15 protein-coding genes are annotated in these 19,710 nt (G+C 56.9%); 7 read left to right on the top strand and 8 right to left on the bottom strand.

Annotated features, from left to right (window positions below; translation table 11 throughout):
* Positions 1-12 precede the first annotated feature (12 nt).
* Both rsmG and mnmG read right to left on the bottom strand, forming a co-directional pair.
* A complete protein-coding gene (rsmG, locus tag ACQRBV_RS09240) occupies positions 13-657 on the bottom strand; it encodes a 16S rRNA (guanine(527)-N(7))-methyltransferase RsmG (RefSeq protein ID WP_060756571.1) in 645 nt (214 codons plus the stop codon).
* Positions 654-2,546: a tRNA uridine-5-carboxymethylaminomethyl(34) synthesis enzyme MnmG gene (gene mnmG / locus ACQRBV_RS09235; RefSeq protein ID WP_411984876.1), complete on the bottom strand. Its 1,893-nt coding sequence runs from the start codon at positions 2,544-2,546 to the stop codon at positions 654-656. Before mnmG ends, rsmG begins: the two co-directional genes overlap by 4 nt.
* Before the next feature lie 567 nt (positions 2,547-3,113).
* Between mnmG and ACQRBV_RS09230 the strand changes: the two genes are divergently transcribed.
* The 3 genes from ACQRBV_RS09230 to ACQRBV_RS09220 all read left to right on the top strand — a co-directional run bounded on the left by ACQRBV_RS09230 (position 3,114) and on the right by ACQRBV_RS09220 (position 7,091).
* Complete coding sequence (locus tag ACQRBV_RS09230) at positions 3,114-3,620, top strand: sigma-70 family RNA polymerase sigma factor (RefSeq protein WP_060756569.1); 507 nt, start codon at positions 3,114-3,116, stop codon at positions 3,618-3,620.
* A complete protein-coding gene (locus ACQRBV_RS09225; protein WP_090367806.1) occupies positions 3,620-4,564 on the top strand; it encodes a FecR domain-containing protein in 945 nt (314 codons plus the stop codon). Before ACQRBV_RS09230 ends, ACQRBV_RS09225 begins: the two co-directional genes overlap by 1 nt.
* Before the next feature lie 91 nt (positions 4,565-4,655).
* A complete protein-coding gene (locus ACQRBV_RS09220; RefSeq protein ID WP_411984875.1) occupies positions 4,656-7,091 on the top strand; it encodes a TonB-dependent siderophore receptor in 2,436 nt (811 codons plus the stop codon).
* A 17-nt stretch (positions 7,092-7,108) separates the two neighbouring features.
* Here the strand turns inward: ACQRBV_RS09220 and mnmE are convergent, their stop codons facing one another.
* The 5 genes from mnmE to rpmH form a co-directional block, all read right to left on the bottom strand.
* The gene (mnmE, locus tag ACQRBV_RS09215) at positions 7,109-8,479 is read right to left on the bottom strand and encodes a tRNA uridine-5-carboxymethylaminomethyl(34) synthesis GTPase MnmE (RefSeq protein WP_060756566.1); all 1,371 of its coding nucleotides are present in this window, start codon (positions 8,477-8,479) and stop codon (positions 7,109-7,111) included.
* Between the two features lie 79 nt (positions 8,480-8,558).
* On the bottom strand, positions 8,559-10,241 hold the full coding sequence (yidC, locus tag ACQRBV_RS09210) for a membrane protein insertase YidC (RefSeq protein WP_060756565.1): 1,683 nt from the start codon (positions 10,239-10,241) through the stop codon (positions 8,559-8,561).
* A 2-nt stretch (positions 10,242-10,243) separates the two neighbouring features.
* Complete coding sequence (gene yidD / locus ACQRBV_RS09205) at positions 10,244-10,489, bottom strand: membrane protein insertion efficiency factor YidD (RefSeq protein WP_003213574.1); 246 nt, start codon at positions 10,487-10,489, stop codon at positions 10,244-10,246.
* On the bottom strand, positions 10,482-10,889 hold the full coding sequence (gene rnpA / locus ACQRBV_RS09200; protein WP_020302575.1) for a ribonuclease P protein component: 408 nt from the start codon (positions 10,887-10,889) through the stop codon (positions 10,482-10,484). The genes yidD and rnpA overlap by 8 nt, the downstream gene beginning before the upstream one ends.
* 13 nt (positions 10,890-10,902) lie before the next feature.
* Positions 10,903-11,037, bottom strand: a complete 135-nt coding sequence (rpmH, locus tag ACQRBV_RS09195) for a 50S ribosomal protein L34 (protein WP_003213577.1) — start codon at positions 11,035-11,037, stop codon at positions 10,903-10,905.
* Positions 11,038-11,623: 586 nt separating this feature from the next.
* Between rpmH and dnaA the strand changes: the two genes are divergently transcribed.
* The 4 genes from dnaA to gyrB are packed head-to-tail and all read left to right on the top strand — an operon-like array spanning position 11,624 to position 17,823.
* On the top strand, positions 11,624-13,135 hold the full coding sequence (dnaA, locus tag ACQRBV_RS09190) for a chromosomal replication initiator protein DnaA (protein ID WP_060756563.1): 1,512 nt from the start codon (positions 11,624-11,626) through the stop codon (positions 13,133-13,135).
* Between the two features lie 38 nt (positions 13,136-13,173).
* Positions 13,174-14,277 (top strand): DNA polymerase III subunit beta, encoded by a 1,104-nt coding sequence (dnaN, locus tag ACQRBV_RS09185; RefSeq protein WP_060756562.1) that lies wholly within the window; start codon positions 13,174-13,176, stop codon positions 14,275-14,277.
* A gap of 20 nt (positions 14,278-14,297) precedes the next feature.
* Complete coding sequence (gene recF / locus ACQRBV_RS09180) at positions 14,298-15,401, top strand: DNA replication/repair protein RecF (protein WP_034101623.1); 1,104 nt, start codon at positions 14,298-14,300, stop codon at positions 15,399-15,401.
* A 4-nt stretch (positions 15,402-15,405) separates the two neighbouring features.
* Positions 15,406-17,823, top strand: a complete 2,418-nt coding sequence (gyrB, locus tag ACQRBV_RS09175) for a DNA topoisomerase (ATP-hydrolyzing) subunit B (protein WP_060756560.1) — start codon at positions 15,406-15,408, stop codon at positions 17,821-17,823.
* A 112-nt stretch (positions 17,824-17,935) separates the two neighbouring features.
* On the opposite strand, the gene ACQRBV_RS09170 is transcribed toward gyrB, so the two are convergent.
* Positions 17,936-19,702, bottom strand: coding sequence for an enoyl-CoA hydratase-related protein (locus ACQRBV_RS09170; RefSeq protein ID WP_411984874.1), 1,767 nt, complete (start codon positions 19,700-19,702; stop codon positions 17,936-17,938).
* Positions 19,703-19,710 lie beyond the last annotated feature (8 nt).

The following is a 19,710-nucleotide window of genomic DNA, read 5'->3' as shown; positions in this document are numbered from 1 at the left end:
TTGTGTTCCCAATCATGCCGTGCGGCGCAGTATCAGCAGATGGCGTTGGCCTTGGCAACCAGGTACGGCCAAGGCGTGTTCGCTATCGAGGTGGAAGTCTGCCGGCAATGCTAACAGCTCGTCGCTTGGATGAACGCCCTTCATTGCCAGCCAGCGCGTATCGCGGTCGCCCAGGTGGCGGGTCCAGTTGCTGAAGTTCTCCATGCTGCTGAACGCCCGGGAGACGATACCGTTGAATGGCTGTTCAGGTGTGAAGGCTTCGACACGGCTGTGGATAACTTGCAGGTTATCCAATTTGAGTTCGAGTTTGACCTGGGTCAGGAAGCGGGTTTTCTTGCCATTGCTGTCCAGGCACGTCACTTGCGACTCTGGAAACAGGATGGCCAGCGGAATACCGGGCATGCCACCGCCGCTGCCGACGTCGAGCCAGCGACCGTTTTCGATAAACGGCATCACGCTCAAGCTGTCGAGCAGGTGGCGGGAGACCATTTCATCGGGATCACGCACAGCGGTCAGGTTGTAAGCCTTGTTCCATTTGATCAACAGGGCCAGGTAGCCCAGCAGCAACTCATGCTGGGCGGCGGTCAGGTCGACGCCCAACTGGCGTGCACCTGTGGATAACTCTTCGGCGTGTTGTACGGTGACCAACGAACTCAAGCGCTTTGCTCCAACTGACGGCCCGCGCCGCGTTTTTTCAAATGAATCATCAACAGCGAAATCGCTGCCGGAGTGACACCGGGAATACGTGAAGCCTGGCCCAGGGTCTCCGGACGCGTTATCCCCAGCTTGCTTTGAATTTCTTTCGACAGACCGGAAATCCCGGTGTAGTCGATATCCACAGGCAGCTTGGTGTCTTCACTGGCGCGCAAGCGGGCGATCTCATCCTGCTGGCGGTCAATATACCCGGCGTATTTGGTCTTGATTTCGACCTGCTCGGCCACTTGTGGATCTTCTGCACCTTGTCCGGTCACTTCGACCAAGCCAGCGTAGTCGATTTCCGGCCGGGACAGCAGGTTCAGCAAGTTGTACTCGTGGGTCAGCGGCGTGCCGAATTTTTCTGCAATCGCACCGCCTTGCTCGGTGCCTGGGCGGACCCAGGTGCTTTTCAAACGCTGCTCTTCCAGCGCGATGCTCTCGCGTTTTTTGCAGAATGCCGCCCAACGCACGTCATCGACCAAGCCCAGCTCGCGACCTTTCTCGGTCAGGCGCAGGTCGGCGTTGTCTTCGCGCAGGATCAGGCGATATTCCGCCCGGGAAGTGAACATCCGGTAGGGCTCCTGAGTACCCAGGGTAATCAGGTCATCCACCAATACGCCGATGTACGCTTCATCGCGACGCGGGCACCAGCTGTCTTTGCCTTGTGCACGCAGTGCTGCGTTGGTCCCGGCCAGCAAACCCTGGGCGCCGGCTTCTTCGTAGCCGGTGGTGCCGTTGATTTGCCCGGCGAAGAACAAGCCGCCGATGACTTTGGTTTCCAGGCTGTACTTCAAGTCACGCGGGTCGAAGTAGTCGTACTCGATGGCGTAGCCCGGCCGCACGATGTGGGCGTTTTCCATGCCGCGAATCGACTGCACGATCTGGATTTGCACGTCGAACGGCAACGAAGTGGAAATCCCGTTCGGGTACAGCTCGTGAGTGGTCAAACCTTCCGGTTCGATAAAGACCTGGTGGCTTTCCTTGTCGGCAAAGCGGTGGATCTTGTCTTCAATCGATGGGCAATAACGCGGGCCGATGCCTTCGATCACGCCGGAATACATCGGCGAACGGTCGAGGTTCGCGGCAATGATTTCGTGGGTACGCGCATTGGTGTGGGTAATCCAGCAACTGACCTGTTTCGGGTGCAGCTCTTTGGACCCCATGAACGACATCACTGGGATTGGCGTATCACCGGCTTGTTCGGTCATCACCGAAAAATCTACAGAACGCCCGTCGATACGTGGCGGGGTTCCGGTTTTCAGGCGGCCGACACGCAGCGGCAATTCACGCAGGCGTTTTGCCAGGGCGATCGAGGGTGGGTCACCCGCACGACCACCGGAATAGTTTTGCATTCCGATGTGGATAAGTCCGCCGAGGAAGGTACCGGTGGTCAACACCACGGATTCTGCGAAAAAACGCAGGCCCATTTGAGTGACAACACCGCGTACCTGGTTCTGTTCAACGATCAGGTCATCTGCTGCCTGTTGAAATATCCACAGGTTCGCCTGGTTTTCCAGGGTTTCACGCACCGCCGCCTTGTACAGGATGCGGTCAGCTTGTGCCCGCGTAGCACGCACGGCCGGGCCTTTGCGGCTGTTGAGCACGCGAAATTGAATGCCGCCTTTATCAGTAGCCATAGCCATCACGCCGCCAAGGGCGTCGATTTCTTTGACCAGATGGCTTTTACCGATCCCACCAATGGCGGGGTTGCAACTCATGGCACCGAGGGTTTCCACGTTATGCGTCAACAACAGGGTTTTTACACCCATGCGTGCTGACGCCAGTGCTGCCTCGGTACCGGCATGACCGCCGCCGATGACGATCACTTCAAAACGGGAAGGGAAATCCACCACGCACCTCGTGCCTGCTTATGTAGGTAATTAGGAATTGATTGGTTGAGCTGGTTTTAGAGCTTTGGCGGCAAGTATAGGGACTTAGCCCTTCCTAAAGAACCCTTTGCACAAAATTTAACCAGCTGTGGATGAGTCACGAGCAAAAGAAATTAAAAAGAAAGAAATTTATAAGATCTTTGTTTTTATGTTTATTTCTACTGAGGTACCTTTCTGTGGATAAACCTCTGTCTCCCTTTATTTATGGGGTGTACAGAGATTCAAAAGGTTGTGGTCATGTGCCAATGAGGCCCTTGGATAACTGCTTTAAGCCTGTGGATTAAATGCATCGTTATCCACAGAGGGGTTTTTAATCAGGTTTCAGGCCTTGTTATCAACCGGGCACAAGGGCGGTTATTCACAGGGCTTAACTCACAGAAAAGTACCGATATGCTCAAGTTTCGAGCACGGCAGAGCTCCCCCGGATCCTTCGATGCAGGGAGTAACGCTTCAGATAGCGGGCTATTGTGAGAAGTCAGCGGCGTAGTTAATAATAGCGATTATCATTAACCTGTGTTGTCGTGCCTAATGCCCCTTCCTCCACACACGGTTTCAGTCCAGCACATCTATGAGCAGCACCATTCCTGGTTGCAGGGTTGGCTCAAGGCTAGATTGCATAACGCCTGCGATGCAGCCGACGTCGCACACGATACGTTCGTGCGTATTCTGGGCGGCCGGAACGCCGCGCAAATCCTGGAACCCAGGGATTATCTGGCGACCATTGCCAGGGGTTTGGTGATTGATCGATATCGCCGGCATGCCGTTGAACAGGCCTATCGGCAGACCATGGCCGAGCGCCCGCAAGCCACCGCGATCAGCGAGGAGGATCGGGCAATCATCATTGAAACGTTGGTGGCTGTGGATAAAGCCCTGTCGGGGCTGGGTGAACGGGCTCGGCGGATTTTCATGCTTTCACAGATCGAAGGCCTGACTTATCAACAGATTGCCGATCAATTGCAGGTGTCGCTGACCACCGTTAAAAAACACATGATCCGTGCCCTGACTGAATGCACTCTGATCATGGCAGGCCTGTGATGGTCGCCCCCGATCGCAAGACCTTCGAAGCCGCGGCTATCTGGTATGTGCAATTTCAATCCCAACCGCCCACCGCCGCCGAGCGCCAGGCCTGGCAGCAATGGCTTGACCACGATCCCTCCCACCAGCTCGCCTGGAGTCAGATGGAGCAGTTGCAACGCAGCCTTGGCACCCTGCCGCAGGATTTTACTCGGCGTGCGTTATCCACAACGCACCAAAGGCGGCAGGTGCTCAAGTGGATGCTGGCACTGGGCGGCACGGGTTATCTGGGTTGGAACGTCCAGCAACACACGTCGATGGGGAATGTCTGGGCCGATTACCGCACACGGGTGGGCGAACACCGCCGCGTCGAACTGGCCGATGGCACTCGGATAGACCTGAATACCCGCACAGCCATCGATGTGGTGTTTGATGGGCGCCAGCGTTTGATCCGCCTGCGCGAAGGTGAAGTACTTATCCATACTGGCAAGTCAGGCGGGCAAACACCGTTCTATGTAGAAACCCGCCAGGGCCGCGTACAGGCATTAGGTACCCGGTTCACGGTACGCCAGTTGCCGGACTCCACCCGGGTCGGAGTCCTGGAAGACCGCGTGAGTTTGTCGCCTGGGGATAAACCGGATCAGGCTCGCTTGCTCGTAGCCGGGGAAAGCGCGGACTTCAATCGACAGGCCGTGGAGGCCAACCAGCCCTATAAGGGAACCCAGGCTGCCTGGGTCGATGGGCAAGTCATCGTACTGGATACCCGGCTTGGCGATCTGCTCGAAGATTTGGCGCGCTATCGACCCGGCGTTCTGCAGTGCGATCAGGCCTCGGCACGACTGCGGGTTTCCGGGACTTTTCGACTGGACTCCACCGATGCCGTGCTGTCCAACCTGCAAGCGACCTTGCCGATTCAGGTGAAATACTTCACACGCTATTGGGTTTCGGTAAAGCGCGTCGCTTGATCAAAAAAATAATCCACAAGAGGGTTATCTTTTTTTGACCTGGCACGGCCCTAAGGATAATCACGACGCTACCTTCAGGGCTTATCCGCTAATGCGCCTTCCTACTACGCTTCGCCAACGACTCTCCTGCCATGGCATGACCTATGGTCTGCTGCTCACCACCGTCACTGCAGCCACCATGCTATCCGGTGGTGCCATGGCTGCCAGTTCGGTTCAACACTACGCCATTGCTGCCGGCTCCCTGGACACTGCTCTGAGCCAGTTTGCCGCGAGGGCGAATGTGATTCTGTCCTTCTCGCCTCAGCAAACTGCGGGCCTTACGACGTCAGGCCTTGAGGGTGACTATTCGGTGGAACAGGGTTTTGCGCTATTGCTGCAGAATTCTCAGTTGCAAGCGGCAGCCCAGGGTCCGGGAAGCTATGTACTGCAAGCGGCGCCCTCCGGCCAACTCACCCTCGCCCCGACTACGGTGAGCACTTATCAACAGAATGGGTTCAATCAGGACATCGCCCGGGACGTGGGTTACAAGGCGCAAAACAGCCGTATCGGCACCAAGACCAGTACACCCCTGTCGGAAACCCCGCGTTCCGTCTCGGTGGTCACGGGCCAGCGCATCAAAGACCAGAAGTCACAGACGCTGACTGAAGTGCTGGGCTACGTCCCGGGTATCTTCGCGCCGCCCTTTGCGGCCGGCGATAGCTTGGCCGGTGACCTGTTCTTCATTCGCGGTTTCAACGCCACAGATTATGGCTACGGCTTGCTGCGAGACGGCCTGCGTGTACAGGGCAATCGGTACGACACTACCAGCGAGCCGTATGGTCTGGAGCGGGTTGAAGTTTTCCGCGGGCCTTCTTCACTGCTCTACGGCGAAAACGCGCCCGGTGGGTTGGTCAATCTGGTCAGCAAACACCCGACCGCCACTCCGCAAGGCGAAGTGCAACTGGGCTATGGCTCCAACAATCGGCGCCAATTGGGTGTGGATATCTCCGGGCCACTCAATGACAGCGACAATATCCTCGGCCGCGTTGTGTTGCTCGGCCGCAAATCCGACACCCAGACCGACCACGTGCCAGATGATCGCCTCTACCTGGCGCCGTCCCTGACCCTGAACTTCGATGACTACAACACCCTGACGCTGTTGGCTAACTATCAGAAGGACCACACCAACCTGGAACTCGGCCTGCCCGCCGCCGGCACGTTACTGAAAAATCCCAACGGCAAGCTCTCCAAGCACACCATGCTCGGCGATCCGGACTGGAACACCTTTGAACGCGAAGCCTGGAGTACCGGTTACGAATTCAGCCACAGCTTCAATGACGATTGGCAGTTCCGTCAGAATTCGCGCTACATGCAGTCACGCATCAATCGCCATGAGACCTGGCCTGGTGCCTTGAATAACGGTGGTTTCGGCACACAATTGAACATGACCGCCTACGATCGCTACAACAAGTCGATGGTCTATTCCCTGGATAACCAGCTCGAAGGCAAATTCCAGGTGGGCGGGCTGGAAAATACCGTGCTGTTCGGTGCCAGCTACGACCGCACCTCCTTCAATCAGGACTGGGACGCGGGATTTGCCGGCACCATCAATGTGTACAACCCGGTGTACCTGCGCGATCCGCTCACCCCAATCGCAGTGCAGAACACTTTGCTCGAACAGCGGATGAAAGGGGTTTATGCACAGCTCCAAAGCAAGTACGACCATTGGCTGTTACTGCTCGGTGGCAGACAGGACTGGGTCGACAGCGATTTCCGCGACAAGGTGAACAAGGCCAGTAATACCAGCTCCGAAGACCGCAAGTTCACCTATCAGGGTGGCGTGATGTATCAGTTCGACAACGGTCTTACGCCGTATGTCAGCTATTCCACCGCGTTCGTACCGGTGCAGCAGATCTCCAACGCGGGCTCCCCGCTGAAACCGATCACCAGCAGCCAATATGAAGCGGGTGTGAAGTACGAGCCGATCGGCTGGGATACCGCGATGACCCTGTCGGTGTATGACCTTCGTAAGCAGGACGATACTTACCTGGATGCCACCACCAATAGCTACCGCCAGGTGGGTGAAAGCCGGGCCAAGGGCGTGGAAGTAGAGGTCAACAGCAATATCACGCCCAATCTGAATGTGACGGCGGCTTACACTTATACCGACGCACGGATCACCAAGGATTCGGCAACATCGCTGGTGGAAGGTCATCAGATGACCGGCGTCCCACGTAACCAGGCGTCAGTGTGGGGAAAATATCGCTTCCTCGATGGCCAACTCAAGGGCCTGTCCCTGGGCGGCGGCGTGCGTTATTTCGACAGCACTTTTTCCTACACAGCACCTACGCTGTACGGGAAATTGGACGCGGGAAGTGTGACGTTGGTAGATGCGTCCGTTGGCTATCAGATCGATAAGAACTGGTCGGTGGATCTGAATGCCAAGAACCTGTTCGACAAGGAATATGTGTCTGGTTGCAACGACGCCGGGCGTTGCTACTGGGGCGACAGCCGTACCTTGCTGGGTACGGTGTCCTACAACTGGTGACGGTGTGGATAACTCGGTTATTTGCCGATACAGAAGCTGGAGAAGATTCGCCCGAGTAAATCATCGGAGCTGAACGCGCCGGTGATTTCGCCCAACAGCTGCTGCGCCTGGCGCAAGTCCTCGGCCAGCAGCTCGCCCGCACCCGCCAAAGTCAGCTGAGCTCGGCCGTGTTCCAACGCTGAGCTGGCATGGCGCAGTGCCTCCAAGTGCCTGCGGCGCGCACTGAAGCTGCTTTCCGAGGTCTGTTCGTAGCCCATGCAGGCCTTGAGGTGCTCGCGCAGCAGTTCCAGGCCATCCCCTGCCGACTTGGCGCTCAGGCTGAGCGTGACGTGGCCATCCTCGCTGGTTTCCATGGTAATCGCTTCGCCGGTCAAGTCGGCCTTGTTGCGGATCAAGGTGACTTTGCTCGGGTCGGGCCGTTGCTCAAGGAATTCCGGCCAGAGCGCAAAAGGATCTACAGCCTCCGGTGCCGTGGCATCGACGACCAGCAGTACCCGGTCCGCTTCACCGATAGCCTTGAGCGCCCGTTCCACGCCGATTTTTTCGACCTGATCGTCGGTATCACGCAACCCCGCCGTGTCGACCACATGCAGGGGCATGCCATCGATGTGGATATGTTCGCGCAAGATATCCCGCGTGGTGCCGGCGATCTCCGTGACGATAGCCGCTTCTCTACCTGCCAAGGCGTTGAGCAAGCTGGATTTGCCGGCATTGGGGCGGCCAGCGATCACAACGGTCATGCCATCGCGCAGCAAGGCCCCCTGCCCGGCTTCACGCAGCACTGTGGATAATTCATCACGAACCTTATCCAGCATCGCCAAGACATGGCCATCGGCGAGGAAGTCGATTTCTTCCTCCGGAAAATCAATTGCCGCCTCGACATAAATGCGCAAGCTGATCAGTTGCTCGGTCAAGTTATGCACACGCAGGGAAAAGGCGCCCTGCAACGAGCGCAGAGCATTGCGCGCGGCCTGTGCAGAACTGGCCTCGATCAGGTCGGCAATCGCTTCAGCCTGGGCCAGGTCAAGCTTGTCGTTGAGGAATGCCCGCTCACTGAACTCGCCTGGGCGTGCCAACCGGCAGCCCAGTTGCAGGCAGCGCTGCAGCAACATATCAAGGACCACCGGGCCACCGTGGCCCTGCAGTTCCAGCACGTCTTCACCTGTGAAGGAATTGGGGCCCGGAAAATACAGGGCCAAACCTTCGTCCAGCACGGCTTCATCGGCATCCAGAAACGGACCGTAATGAGCAAAACGCGGCTTCAGCTCTCGACCACTGATTGCCCGCGCCGCCACACCCGCAAGCGGCCCGGAAATTCGAACGATGCCGACACCACCGCGACCTTGAGCGGTAGCGACAGCAGCGATGGTTTCACGAGGAGCGCTCATCATCAGGTTCCAGAACAAAAGTGACGGAAAGCAAAACGCCCCACTAGGGGGCGTCTTGAGTGGTTATCCACAGAGTAAGTTACGCCGCGGCTTTTTTGGTAGCCGCTTCGATCTTACGAGTGATGTACCACTGTTGGGAGATCGACAACACGTTGTTGACTACCCAGTACAGAACCAGACCAGCTGGGAACCACAGGAAGAAGAAGGTGAAGATGATTGGCATCATTTTCATTACCTTGGCCTGCATCGGGTCCGGTGGAGCCGGGTTCAGACGCTGCTGGATGAACATGGTCGCGCCCATGATGATCGGCAGGATAAAGAACGGGTCTTTGATCGACAGGTCAGTTATCCACAGCATGAACGGAGCCTGGCGCATTTCCACGCTTTCCAGGAGAACCCAGTACAGCGACAGGAACACCGGCATCTGTACCAGAATCGGCAAGCATCCACCCAACGGGTTGATCTTCTCTTTCTTGTACAGCTCCATCATGGCCTGCGACATTTTCTGCCGGTCATCACCATGCTGTTCTTTCAACGCGGCCAGTTTCGGCGCCACGGCACGCATGCGCGCCATCGACTTGTAGCTGGCTGCCGACAGAGGGAAGAAAAGCCCTTTGATCAGCATGGTCAGGAAGATGATCGACCAGCCCCAGTTACCGACGATGCTGTGGATATGTTGCAGCAGCCAGAAGATCGGCTGGGCAATGAACCACAGGAAGCCGTAATCCACAGTCAGTTCCAGACCTGGGGACAACTCTTTCAACACTGCCTGGCTTTTTGGGCCGGCATACAGAGTAGCGCTGGTTTCAGCCTTGGCACCTGGCGCGACGGTCAACGACGGGCCAGTGAAACCGATGATGTAGTTGCCTTGGCTGTCTTTGCGGGTTTGAACCAGGTTGGCTTCACCCTTGTTCGGGATCCATGCGGTCACGAAGTAGTGTTGCAACCACGCAACCCAACCGCCTTGGACGGTTTCTTTCAGAGCGCCCTTGTCGATATCTTTCATCGACACTTTTTTGTACGGCTCGCTACTTGTCCACAGGGCGGCGCCCAGGTAAGTCGCGGTACCGGTGGCGGTGCTGGAAGAAGGATCGGCGCTGTTGTCACGCTTGAGCTGGGCAAACAGGTTGCCGTTCCAGGGTTTGTCGCTTTCGTTGTCGATCAGGTAAGTGACCTTCAAGTCGTACAAACCGCGGGTGAAGCTGAAACGCTTGATGTAATTGACACCGTCGAGGCTGAATTTCAGGTCGACGTTCAACTGGTTCTGGCCATCAGCCAGTTGATAATTCTTTTGTTCGGTCGAATAAACCGGACGACCGGTAGCACGTGCATCCGGGCCGTTGGGGCCAGTCAGGCCACTTTGTGCCAGATAAATACGCTCGCCGCCGTTATCGAACAGTTGGAACGGAACATCCGGGTGGTCTTGACGACGTGGATACAGCGGCAGTTTCAACTGCGCGATGTCACCGCCTTGTGGATCGATAGCCAGGTCGAGCACATCCGTTTTTACGTGGATGAGGTCTTTATTGGTGACCACCGGCGTTTCTACAGGGGTGCTGGTATCGGCATTCGCGCTGGGTACATCGGCACTGGCGGAAGCATTGTTACCCAGCGGGGTGTCCGGAATAGCCGGCGCAGCCTGATTGGTAGCAACATTCTGAGTCGGCAGGGCAGCTTGACCATAGTCCTGGTTCCACTTAAGAACCATAACGTAGGACACGATTGCCAGGGCGACGATCAGGATCGTGCGTTTAATATCCATGATTACTCGGCCATCGAAGAAGAACGGGAGGTAGGGATAGGCGGAACCGGGTCATAACCACCGGGATTCCACGGATGACAGCGACCTAAACGACGAAAGGTCAGCCAGCCACCGCGCAGAAGACCATGATTTTCTATGGCCTCTAACGCGTAGCAGGAACAACTGGGGTAGAAACGACAGTGGTTGGCCATCAGAGGACTAATGGCATAGCGATAAAACTGGATCGGAACGAGGGCCAGTTTACGCATCAAGGCTGTCTACCCCTACAGTTTCGGTGCTGACTGCTGGTGCTGGCTTGTGGGTACGCGCCAAACGTTTCCAGAGCTTGCCGAAATGCTGAATCAATTCGGGGTTTTCTACGTCCCCCAAGCCTTTACGCGCGACGATAACAATATCCCAACCAACCAGAGTGTCCTGGTGGAGGCGAAACGATTCGCGCATCAGACGCTTGAGGCGATTGCGCTCAACGGAGAGCTTTACGCTCTTCTTGCCGATCACCAACCCGAGACGGGGGTGATCCAGATCGTTGTTACGCGCAAGGAGCAGGAGATTTTTCCCCGGAACCTTGCCGGTGGGGGAGTCAAAGACTGCCTTGAAATGCCGGGGAGTTAGCAGACGCTTTTCCCGACTGAAGTCCTGACTCACCACCAGTGCCGGATTATCAAACTGCCAGACGCGCGCGACCTTTGGCGCGACGACGCGACAGGACGGCACGACCGTTCTTGGTGGCCATGCGGGCACGGAAGCCGTGGGTACGGGCGCGTTTGATGGTGCTGGGTTGGAAAGTACGTTTCATGGCGTTGTTACCTGGTTCGTCCACAACGGGCCGGAATGGCCCCCGTTTTAAGAGACCGGCGATTCTAGAGAAAGCAAGCCTCTAGGTCAATTTCCAACCAGCTTTTCCTTTAATTAGATCTCTATAAAGGCAAAGCGCCCTTTTCTGCCTTCTCGCTTTCATGTCGAGTGTCATAGATATAAAAATAGAGAAGGAAGTTATTTAAAGCTTTTCTGTAAAGCTTATAAAAGCTAGGCAGCCCTTCATCTGTGGATAACTCCCTTTAGGCCTTATTTCACGTGCTGTACAGAGAATGACAACACGGGGGAGAAACGGTGCTCTGCCTGTGCTGCGCTATCGGATAAGCTGTGGGTGGAACAGCTAGTTATCCACAGGCCAGTTACCCACAGACTTTCACCCCCACTTTTGCAACGAGCTCAGGCAGGTTTATCCACAGAGCTTATGCACAGACCATTGGTCGCCTTTTTTGCGGTTAACGCATTGATTTTGGGTGCCCTGTGGGCAACCTACATGTGGATAAGTGAGCGGCCGACCGCTACAATGGCGGCTGTTTTTGCCTCACCGGCTTTCAACTTAGGGGATATCCGTGTCAGTGGAACTTTGGCAGCAGTGCGTGGAGCTATTGCGCGATGAGCTGCCTGCCCAGCAATTCAACACCTGGATCCGTCCGCTACAGGTCGAAGCCGAAGGCGACGAGTTGCGTGTCTACGCGCCGAATCGTTTTGTTCTCGACTGGGTCAATGAGAAGTACCTGAGCCGCGTTCTCGAATTGCTCGACGAACATGGCAACGGCCTTGCACCTGCGCTTTCCTTATTAATAGGCAGCAAACGCAGCTCGGCACCGCGCGCGGCGCCGAACGCACCGTTGGCCGCTGCCGCGTCGCAGGCCCAGGTTGCACCGGTTGTTGCTACGCCAAGCCCGACGCCGGCGCCGGCCAAATCGTCCGCGCAAAAAGATGTTTCGGAGAATGAAGAACCGTCTCGCGACAGCTTCGACCCAATGGCCGGTGCGAGTTCGCAGCAGGCCCCGGTCCGCGCCGAACAGCGCACCGTGCAGGTCGAAGGTGCGCTCAAGCACACCAGTTACCTGAACCGTACCTTTACCTTTGAGAATTTCGTCGAAGGTAAATCCAACCAACTGGCTCGTGCAGCGGCCTGGCAGGTCGCCGATAACCCCAAGCATGGTTACAACCCACTCTTCCTTTATGGTGGCGTTGGTTTGGGTAAGACTCACTTGATGCACGCTGTGGGTAACCACCTATTAAAGAAGAACCCGAACGCCAAGGTCGTGTACCTGCATTCGGAGCGTTTCGTGGCTGACATGGTCAAGGCCCTGCAGCTCAATGCAATCAACGAGTTCAAGCGTTTCTACCGCTCGGTGGATGCCTTGCTGATCGATGACATTCAATTCTTCGCGCGCAAAGAACGCTCTCAGGAAGAGTTTTTCCATACCTTCAATGCCCTGCTCGAAGGCGGCCAGCAGGTCATCTTGACCAGTGACCGTTATCCGAAGGAAATCGAGGGCCTCGAAGAACGCCTGAAGTCCCGCTTCGGCTGGGGCCTGACCGTTGCGGTCGAGCCGCCGGAGCTGGAAACCCGGGTAGCGATCCTGATGAAAAAGGCCGACCAGGCCAAGGTCGAACTGCCGCACGATGCTGCATTCTTTATTGCCCAGCGCATCCGCTCCAACGTGCGTGAGCTGGAAGGTGCGCTCAAGCGGGTTATCGCACACTCGCATTTCATGGGGCGCGATATCACCATCGAGCTGATTCGCGAATCCCTCAAAGACTTGTTGGCACTGCAAGACAAGCTGGTGAGTGTGGATAACATCCAGCGCACTGTTGCCGAGTACTACAAGATCAAGATTTCCGACCTGCTGTCCAAGCGCCGCTCGCGCTCGGTGGCTCGTCCCCGTCAGGTTGCCATGGCCCTCTCCAAGGAGCTGACCAACCACAGCCTGCCGGAAATCGGTGATGTATTTGGCGGTCGTGACCACACCACGGTCTTGCACGCGTGCCGCAAAATCAACGAACTTAAGGAATCCGACGCGGATATTCGCGAGGACTACAAGAACCTGCTGCGTACACTGACAACGTGATGACACCAGCGCAGCTTATTAAGGCAAGGGACTAGACCATGCATTTCACCATTCAACGCGAAGCCCTGTTGAAACCCCTGCAACTGGTCGCGGGCGTCGTCGAGCGCCGACAGACCTTGCCGGTGCTTTCCAACGTATTGCTGGTAGTCGAAGGCCAGCAATTGTCCCTGACCGGTACCGACCTTGAAGTCGAGCTGGTCGGTCGTGTGCAGTTGGAAGAGCCCGCCGAGCCTGGCGAGATCACGGTGCCGGCGCGCAAGCTGATGGACATCTGCAAGAGCCTGCCGAACGACGCCCTGATCGACATCAAGGTGGATGAGGGTAAGTTGGTCGTCAAGGCCGGCCGCAGCCGCTTCACCCTGTCTACCTTGCCGGCCAATGATTTCCCGACTGTAGAAGAGGGCCCCGGCTCGCTGACGTGCAGCCTGGAACAGAGCAAGCTGCGTCGGTTGATCGAGCGTACCAGCTTCGCCATGGCGCAGCAGGACGTGCGTTACTACCTCAACGGCATGTTGTTGGAAGTGTCGGAAGGCATCATCCGTGCTGTCGCCACGGACGGGCACCGCTTGGCAATGTGCTCGATGAAGGCCGACATCGGCCAGCCGGATCGTCACCAGGTGATCGTCCCGCGTAAAGGTATCCTTGAACTGGCGCGCCTGCTGACTGAGCCCGATGGCAACGTCAGCATTGTCCTGGGTCAGCACCACATCCGTGCAACTACCGGCGAGTTCACCTTCACTTCCAAGCTGGTTGACGGCAAATTCCCGGATTACGAGCGCGTACTGCCTAAAGGTGGTGACAAGCTGGTACTCGGCGATCGTCAGGCGTTGCGTGAAGCCTTCAGCCGTACTGCGATCCTGTCCAACGAAAAGTACCGTGGTATCCGTCTGCAACTGGCTAACGGTCAGCTGAAGATCCAGGCCAACAACCCGGAGCAGGAAGAAGCGGAAGAAGAAGTGGGCGTCGACTACAACGGCGGCTCGCTGGAGATCGGCTTCAACGTGAGCTACCTGCTGGACGTATTGGGTGTAATGACTACCGAACAGGTTCGCCTGATTCTGTCGGACTCCAACAGCAGCGCCCTGGTGCAAGAATCCGATAACGACGACTCGGCTTACGTTGTCATGCCGATGCGCCTGTAATTATGCTCAGCAGAAGCTAGATGTCCCTCAGTCGCGTCTCGGTCACCGCGGTGCGCAATCTGCACCCGGTGACCTTCTCCCCCTCCCCCCGCATCAACATCCTCCACGGCGCTAATGGCAGTGGTAAAACCAGCGTGCTGGAAGCCATTCATTTGCTGGGGCTCGCCCGTTCGTTTCGCAGTGCTCGGCTGTTACCCGTCATTCAGTACGAACAATTGGCGTGCACGGTATTTGGCCAAGTTGAGCTGGCTGAAGGTGGGCATAGCAGCCTGGGGATATCTCGGGATCGCGGTGGGGAGTTTCAAATTCGCATTGATGGGCAAAACGCGCGGAGTGCGGCGCAACTTGCCGAAATTCTGCCGTTGCAATTGATCAACCCTGATAGCTTTCGCTTGCTGGAAGGCGCACCCAAAATACGCAGGCAATTCCTCGATTGGGGTGTGTTCCACGTGGAACCACGATTCATGGCCACTTGGCAGCGCCTGCAGAAGGCCCTGCGGCAGCGGAACTCGTGGCTGCGGCATGGTACACTTGACGCCGCTTCACAAGCGGCCTGGGACCGGGAACTGTGCCTGGCCAGCGACGAAATAGATGAATACCGCCGTGCTTATATCAAAGCCTTGAAACCAGTCTTTGAGCAGACCTTAAGAGAACTATTGGATCTCGAAGGGCTGACGCTGAGCTACTACCGCGGATGGGATAAAGAGCGTGAACTGAGTGCAGTGCTCGCCACATCCCTGCAACGGGATCAGCAAATTGGCCATACACAGGCTGGCCCGCAACGTGCTGATTTGCGCCTCAGATTGGGCGCACACAACGCTGCGGATATCTTGTCGCGCGGCCAGCAGAAGTTGGTGGTGTGTGCTTTACGTATCGCCCAGGGTCACTTGGTTAGCCAGGCCCGGCGCGGTCAGTGTATTTATCTGGTGGATGACCTGCCATCTGAACTCGATGAGCAGCACCGCCGTTCGCTATGCCGCTTGTTGGAAGACTTACGCTGCCAGGTGTTCATCACCTGTGTAGACCATGAATTATTGAGGGAAGGCTGGCAGACGGAAACGCCAGTCGCTTTGTTCCACGTGGAACAGGGCCGTATCACCCAGACCCACGACCATCGGGAGTGAAGGCATGAGCGAAGAAAACACGTACGACTCGACCAGCATCAAAGTGCTGAAAGGTTTGGATGCCGTACGCAAACGTCCCGGTATGTACATCGGCGACACCGATGATGGTAGCGGTCTGCACCACATGGTGTTCGAGGTGGTCGACAACTCCATCGACGAAGCGCTGGCCGGTCACTGCGACGACATCAGCATCATCATCCACCCGGATGAATCCATCACTGTGCGCGACAATGGTCGCGGCATTCCGGTTGATGTGCATAAAGAAGAGGGCGTTTCGGCGGCCGAGGTCATCATGACCGTGCTCCACGCTGGCGGTAAGTTCGACGATAACTCCTATAAAGTGTCTGGCGGCTTGCACGGCGTAGGTGTTTCGGTAGTAAACGCCCTCTCGGAAGAGCTGGTGTTGACCGTTCGCCGCAGCGGCAAAATCTGGGAGCAAACCTACGTGCATGGCGTGCCTCAGGCACCCATGGCGATCGTGGGTGACAGTGAAACCACCGGTACCCAGATTCACTTCAAGGCTTCCAGCGAGACGTTCAAGAATATCCACTTCAGCTGGGATATCCTCGCCAAGCGTATTCGTGAGCTGTCCTTCCTTAACTCCGGTGTGGGTATCGTCCTCAAGGACGAGCGCAGCGGCAAGGAAGAACTGTTCAAGTACGAAGGTGGCCTGCGTGCGTTCGTTGAATACCTGAACACCAACAAGACCGCGGTCAACCAGGTGTTCCACTTCAATATCCAGCGTGAAGACGGCATCGGCGTGGAAATCGCCCTGCAGTGGAACGACAGCTTCAACGAGAACCTGTTGTGCTTCACCAACAACATTCCACAGCGCGATGGCGGTACTCACCTGGTGGGTTTCCGTTCCGCACTGACGCGTAACCTGAACACCTACATCGAGGCCGAGGGCCTGGCGAAGAAGCACAAAGTCGCCACCACCGGTGACGATGCGCGTGAAGGCTTGACCGCGATCATCTCGGTAAAAGTACCGGACCCCAAGTTCAGCTCCCAGACCAAAGACAAGCTGGTGTCCTCCGAAGTGAAGACCGCAGTGGAACAGGAGATGGGCAAATACTTCTCCGACTTCCTGTTGGAAAACCCAAATGAAGCCAAGCTGGTAGTCGGCAAGATGATCGACGCCGCACGTGCCCGTGAAGCAGCACGTAAAGCCCGTGAGATGACCCGCCGCAAAGGCGCGCTGGATATTGCCGGCTTGCCAGGCAAACTCGCGGACTGCCAGGAGAAGGACCCTGCCCTCTCCGAACTTTACCTGGTGGAAGGTGACTCTGCTGGCGGCTCCGCCAAGCAGGGTCGTAACCGTCGTACCCAGGCCATCCTGCCGTTGAAGGGCAAGATCCTCAACGTCGAGAAAGCCCGTTTCGACAAGATGATTTCTTCCCAGGAAGTCGGCACCTTGATCACGGCACTGGGCTGCGGCATCGGTCGTGACGAGTACAACATCGACAAGCTGCGCTACCACAACATCATCATCATGACCGATGCTGACGTCGACGGTTCGCACATCCGTACCCTGCTGCTGACCTTCTTCTTCCGTCAGTTGCCGGAGCTGATCGAGCGTGGCTACATCTACATCGCCCAGCCGCCGTTGTACAAAGTGAAAAAGGGCAAGCAAGAGCAATACATCAAAGACGACGACGCCATGGAAGAGTACATGACGCAGTCGGCCCTGGAAGATGCCAGCCTGCACTTGAACGACGAGGCGCCGGGTATCTCCGGTGAGGCACTGGAGCGTCTGGTTAACGACTTCCGCATGGTGATGAAGACCCTCAAGCGTCTGTCGCGCCTGTACCCTCAGGAACTGACCGAGCACTTCATCTACCTGCCGGCGGTCAGCCTGGAGCAGTTGGGTGATCACGCGGCCATGCAGGAATGGTTGGCTCAATACGAAGTGCGCTTGCGTACCGTCGAGAAATCCGGCCTGGTCTACAAAGCCAGCCTGCGTGAAGATCGTGAACGTGGCGTGTGGTTGCCCGAGGTCGAACTGATCTCCCACGGCCTGTCCAACTACGTCACCTTCAACCGCGACTTCTTCGGCAGCAATGACTACAAGACCGTGGTTACCCTGGGCGCTCAACTGAGCACTCTGTTGGACGAAGGCGCTTACATCCAGCGTGGCGAACGCAAGAAGCCCGTCAAGGAATTCAAGGAAGCCCTCGACTGGCTGATGGCTGAAAGCACCAAGCGTCATACCATCCAGCGATACAAAGGTCTGGGTGAGATGAACCCGGATCAGCTGTGGGAAACCACCATGGACCCAAGCCAGCGTCGCATGCTGCGCGTGACCATTGAAGACGCCATTGGCGCAGACCAGATCTTCAACACCCTCATGGGGGATGCGGTCGAACCTCGCCGTGACTTCATCGAGAGCAATGCCTTGGCGGTGTCCAACTTGGACTTCTGATCAAGTCTGACTGCGTGCTAAAAAAAGGCCAACGCTTAGCGTTGGCCTTTTTTATTGCCGTGTGGATAACATTTTAAAAATGCTCCACGTGGAACATCCTCAGTTTTTCACCTTAAACCGTAGCGCCGCGTAACCCCTCAGCCAGCCTTTTAAGCATGGGGGCGGGTTCCCAGTTTTCACCAAAACGCGCCTGCAACTTCACCAGGTTGTCATGCAGCGCCAGCACGTTTTGCGCCCAGCGCCCCATGGGGCCAGACTGGTAGGGTGGGTAGCCATAGCCGCGGGTGACCAGCATATCAATATCCGCAGGATTCATCGCCAGCCCAGCGCTCAGCAGGTGACAGCCCTGATTGGCAATAGAGCAGAGAATGGCGTCGAGCACGTCTTTATCGTCGAGTGGGCAGTCGAGCTCGGTGGTTTGGTGGGAGCCATGTGGCGACCATTGCAGAGCCTCCAGCGACAGACCGAAGCTTTGGCAAACTCGCATGATAGATTCCAGGCTTACCCCCTGGTGCAGGAGGCTATTGAAGTCGGTTATCCAACCGGCCTTCATTTCTGGTCCCAACATTCGCTGTCCAGATGAATGCATGCACGCCAGCCCTACGGCGCGCCCACCACGTACTGCCAACTGGACGTGACTGGATTGATTCGACTCACGAGCCCAGAACTGCAGGAGTGACTTGGGGCCTGTGCCGTAGACAAAAGCAGGCAACAGCGCATGCCCTTGTATCTGTTCGGGGAGCTGATGCAGGTCGATGCTCTCCCCTTCGCGAATTGCATAAACAATAACCGCGCCCGGCTTCATGGCCGCACAATAGCTGGCGAAGGTCTCCAACCGATATGCCTGTGGCTCATCGGTGAAGTCCAGCCATACATCTGCGGCCTCCAGAGCAGTCAATGTCTGGGAGCGCATTTCATGAGGCTTGATCCAGTTCACCTGCAATCCATCGACACTCTGTTTGCAGCCGAGCGGAAGCTGCGCTCCTGTCAACGTCACTGCGCCTATCGATGGCGCATGCTCGTCGGGCCGTCCTGTCGTACGCCACGCCGCAGCTTCGTCCTGCATGAAGCTGTTCATCAAGGCGTTCTTCTGGCCGGATTGCTCAACCTCCAGGTAAAGGCTTTCCTCCAGCTCATAGCCCTTGTCAAACTCATCCGGGTCGATAGCTTCCATCGCCTGCAATATGGCGGCCTTGCCTTTGTACACAAAGAATTCTGCGGGTCTGGCGGCTCGGAATTCGCTGAAGAAGCCCTCCGGCGTTTGCGCGAGTAGATCACTGCGGTTGCGGGTCTGTTGAGGCACTCCGAGCATCGCGGCCCATTCTGCGATCGTTTTGAAGTCACCCAACCCATCCTTTTCCAAAACCTTATCGACCAGCTTGAGGTCTCGGGCCTGCTCGGCGGTGATGATTGTGCCCTCCAACAACATATTCAAGGCTGGCTCAACCCCGATCAGCCGTGGCAAGCGCTGGGTAGCGCCGGCTCCCGGTGGCAAACCTATGTGGATTTCCGGAACCCCGATGCGGGCGGTCACGGTTGCCACGCGCCAATGGCACGCCAGCGCGAGCTCCAGCCCCGCCCCCAGCACGCGACCGTGCATCAAGGCTATGAGCGGTTTCGCACAAGCCTCCACCGCGTTCACCAGCGGTCGGGCGGCGTCGCTGTTGTACACCGAGCCCAACTCGTGCCCCAAGGCTCCGATCGAGAAATCCGCGCCTTGTCCATGAACGACGGCCAGTCGCGCCTCATCGTCCTGCTCGTAAAGCGCCAGGCAGTGAGCGAAATCATCCAGCAGAGTTTCGCTGAAGGCGTTAAAAGGCGGGTTATTCAGTTGCAGCAGCGCGAGTGTGCCTTCGCGACGGTAGTTGACCAGAGACATGCGGGGCT

Origin of the sequence: Pseudomonas sp. R11F (assembly GCF_050312575.1) — a bacterium.
GTDB lineage: Bacteria > Pseudomonadota > Gammaproteobacteria > Pseudomonadales > Pseudomonadaceae > Aquipseudomonas > Aquipseudomonas palleroniana.
This window is presented reverse-complemented; position numbering and strand designations above follow the sequence as displayed.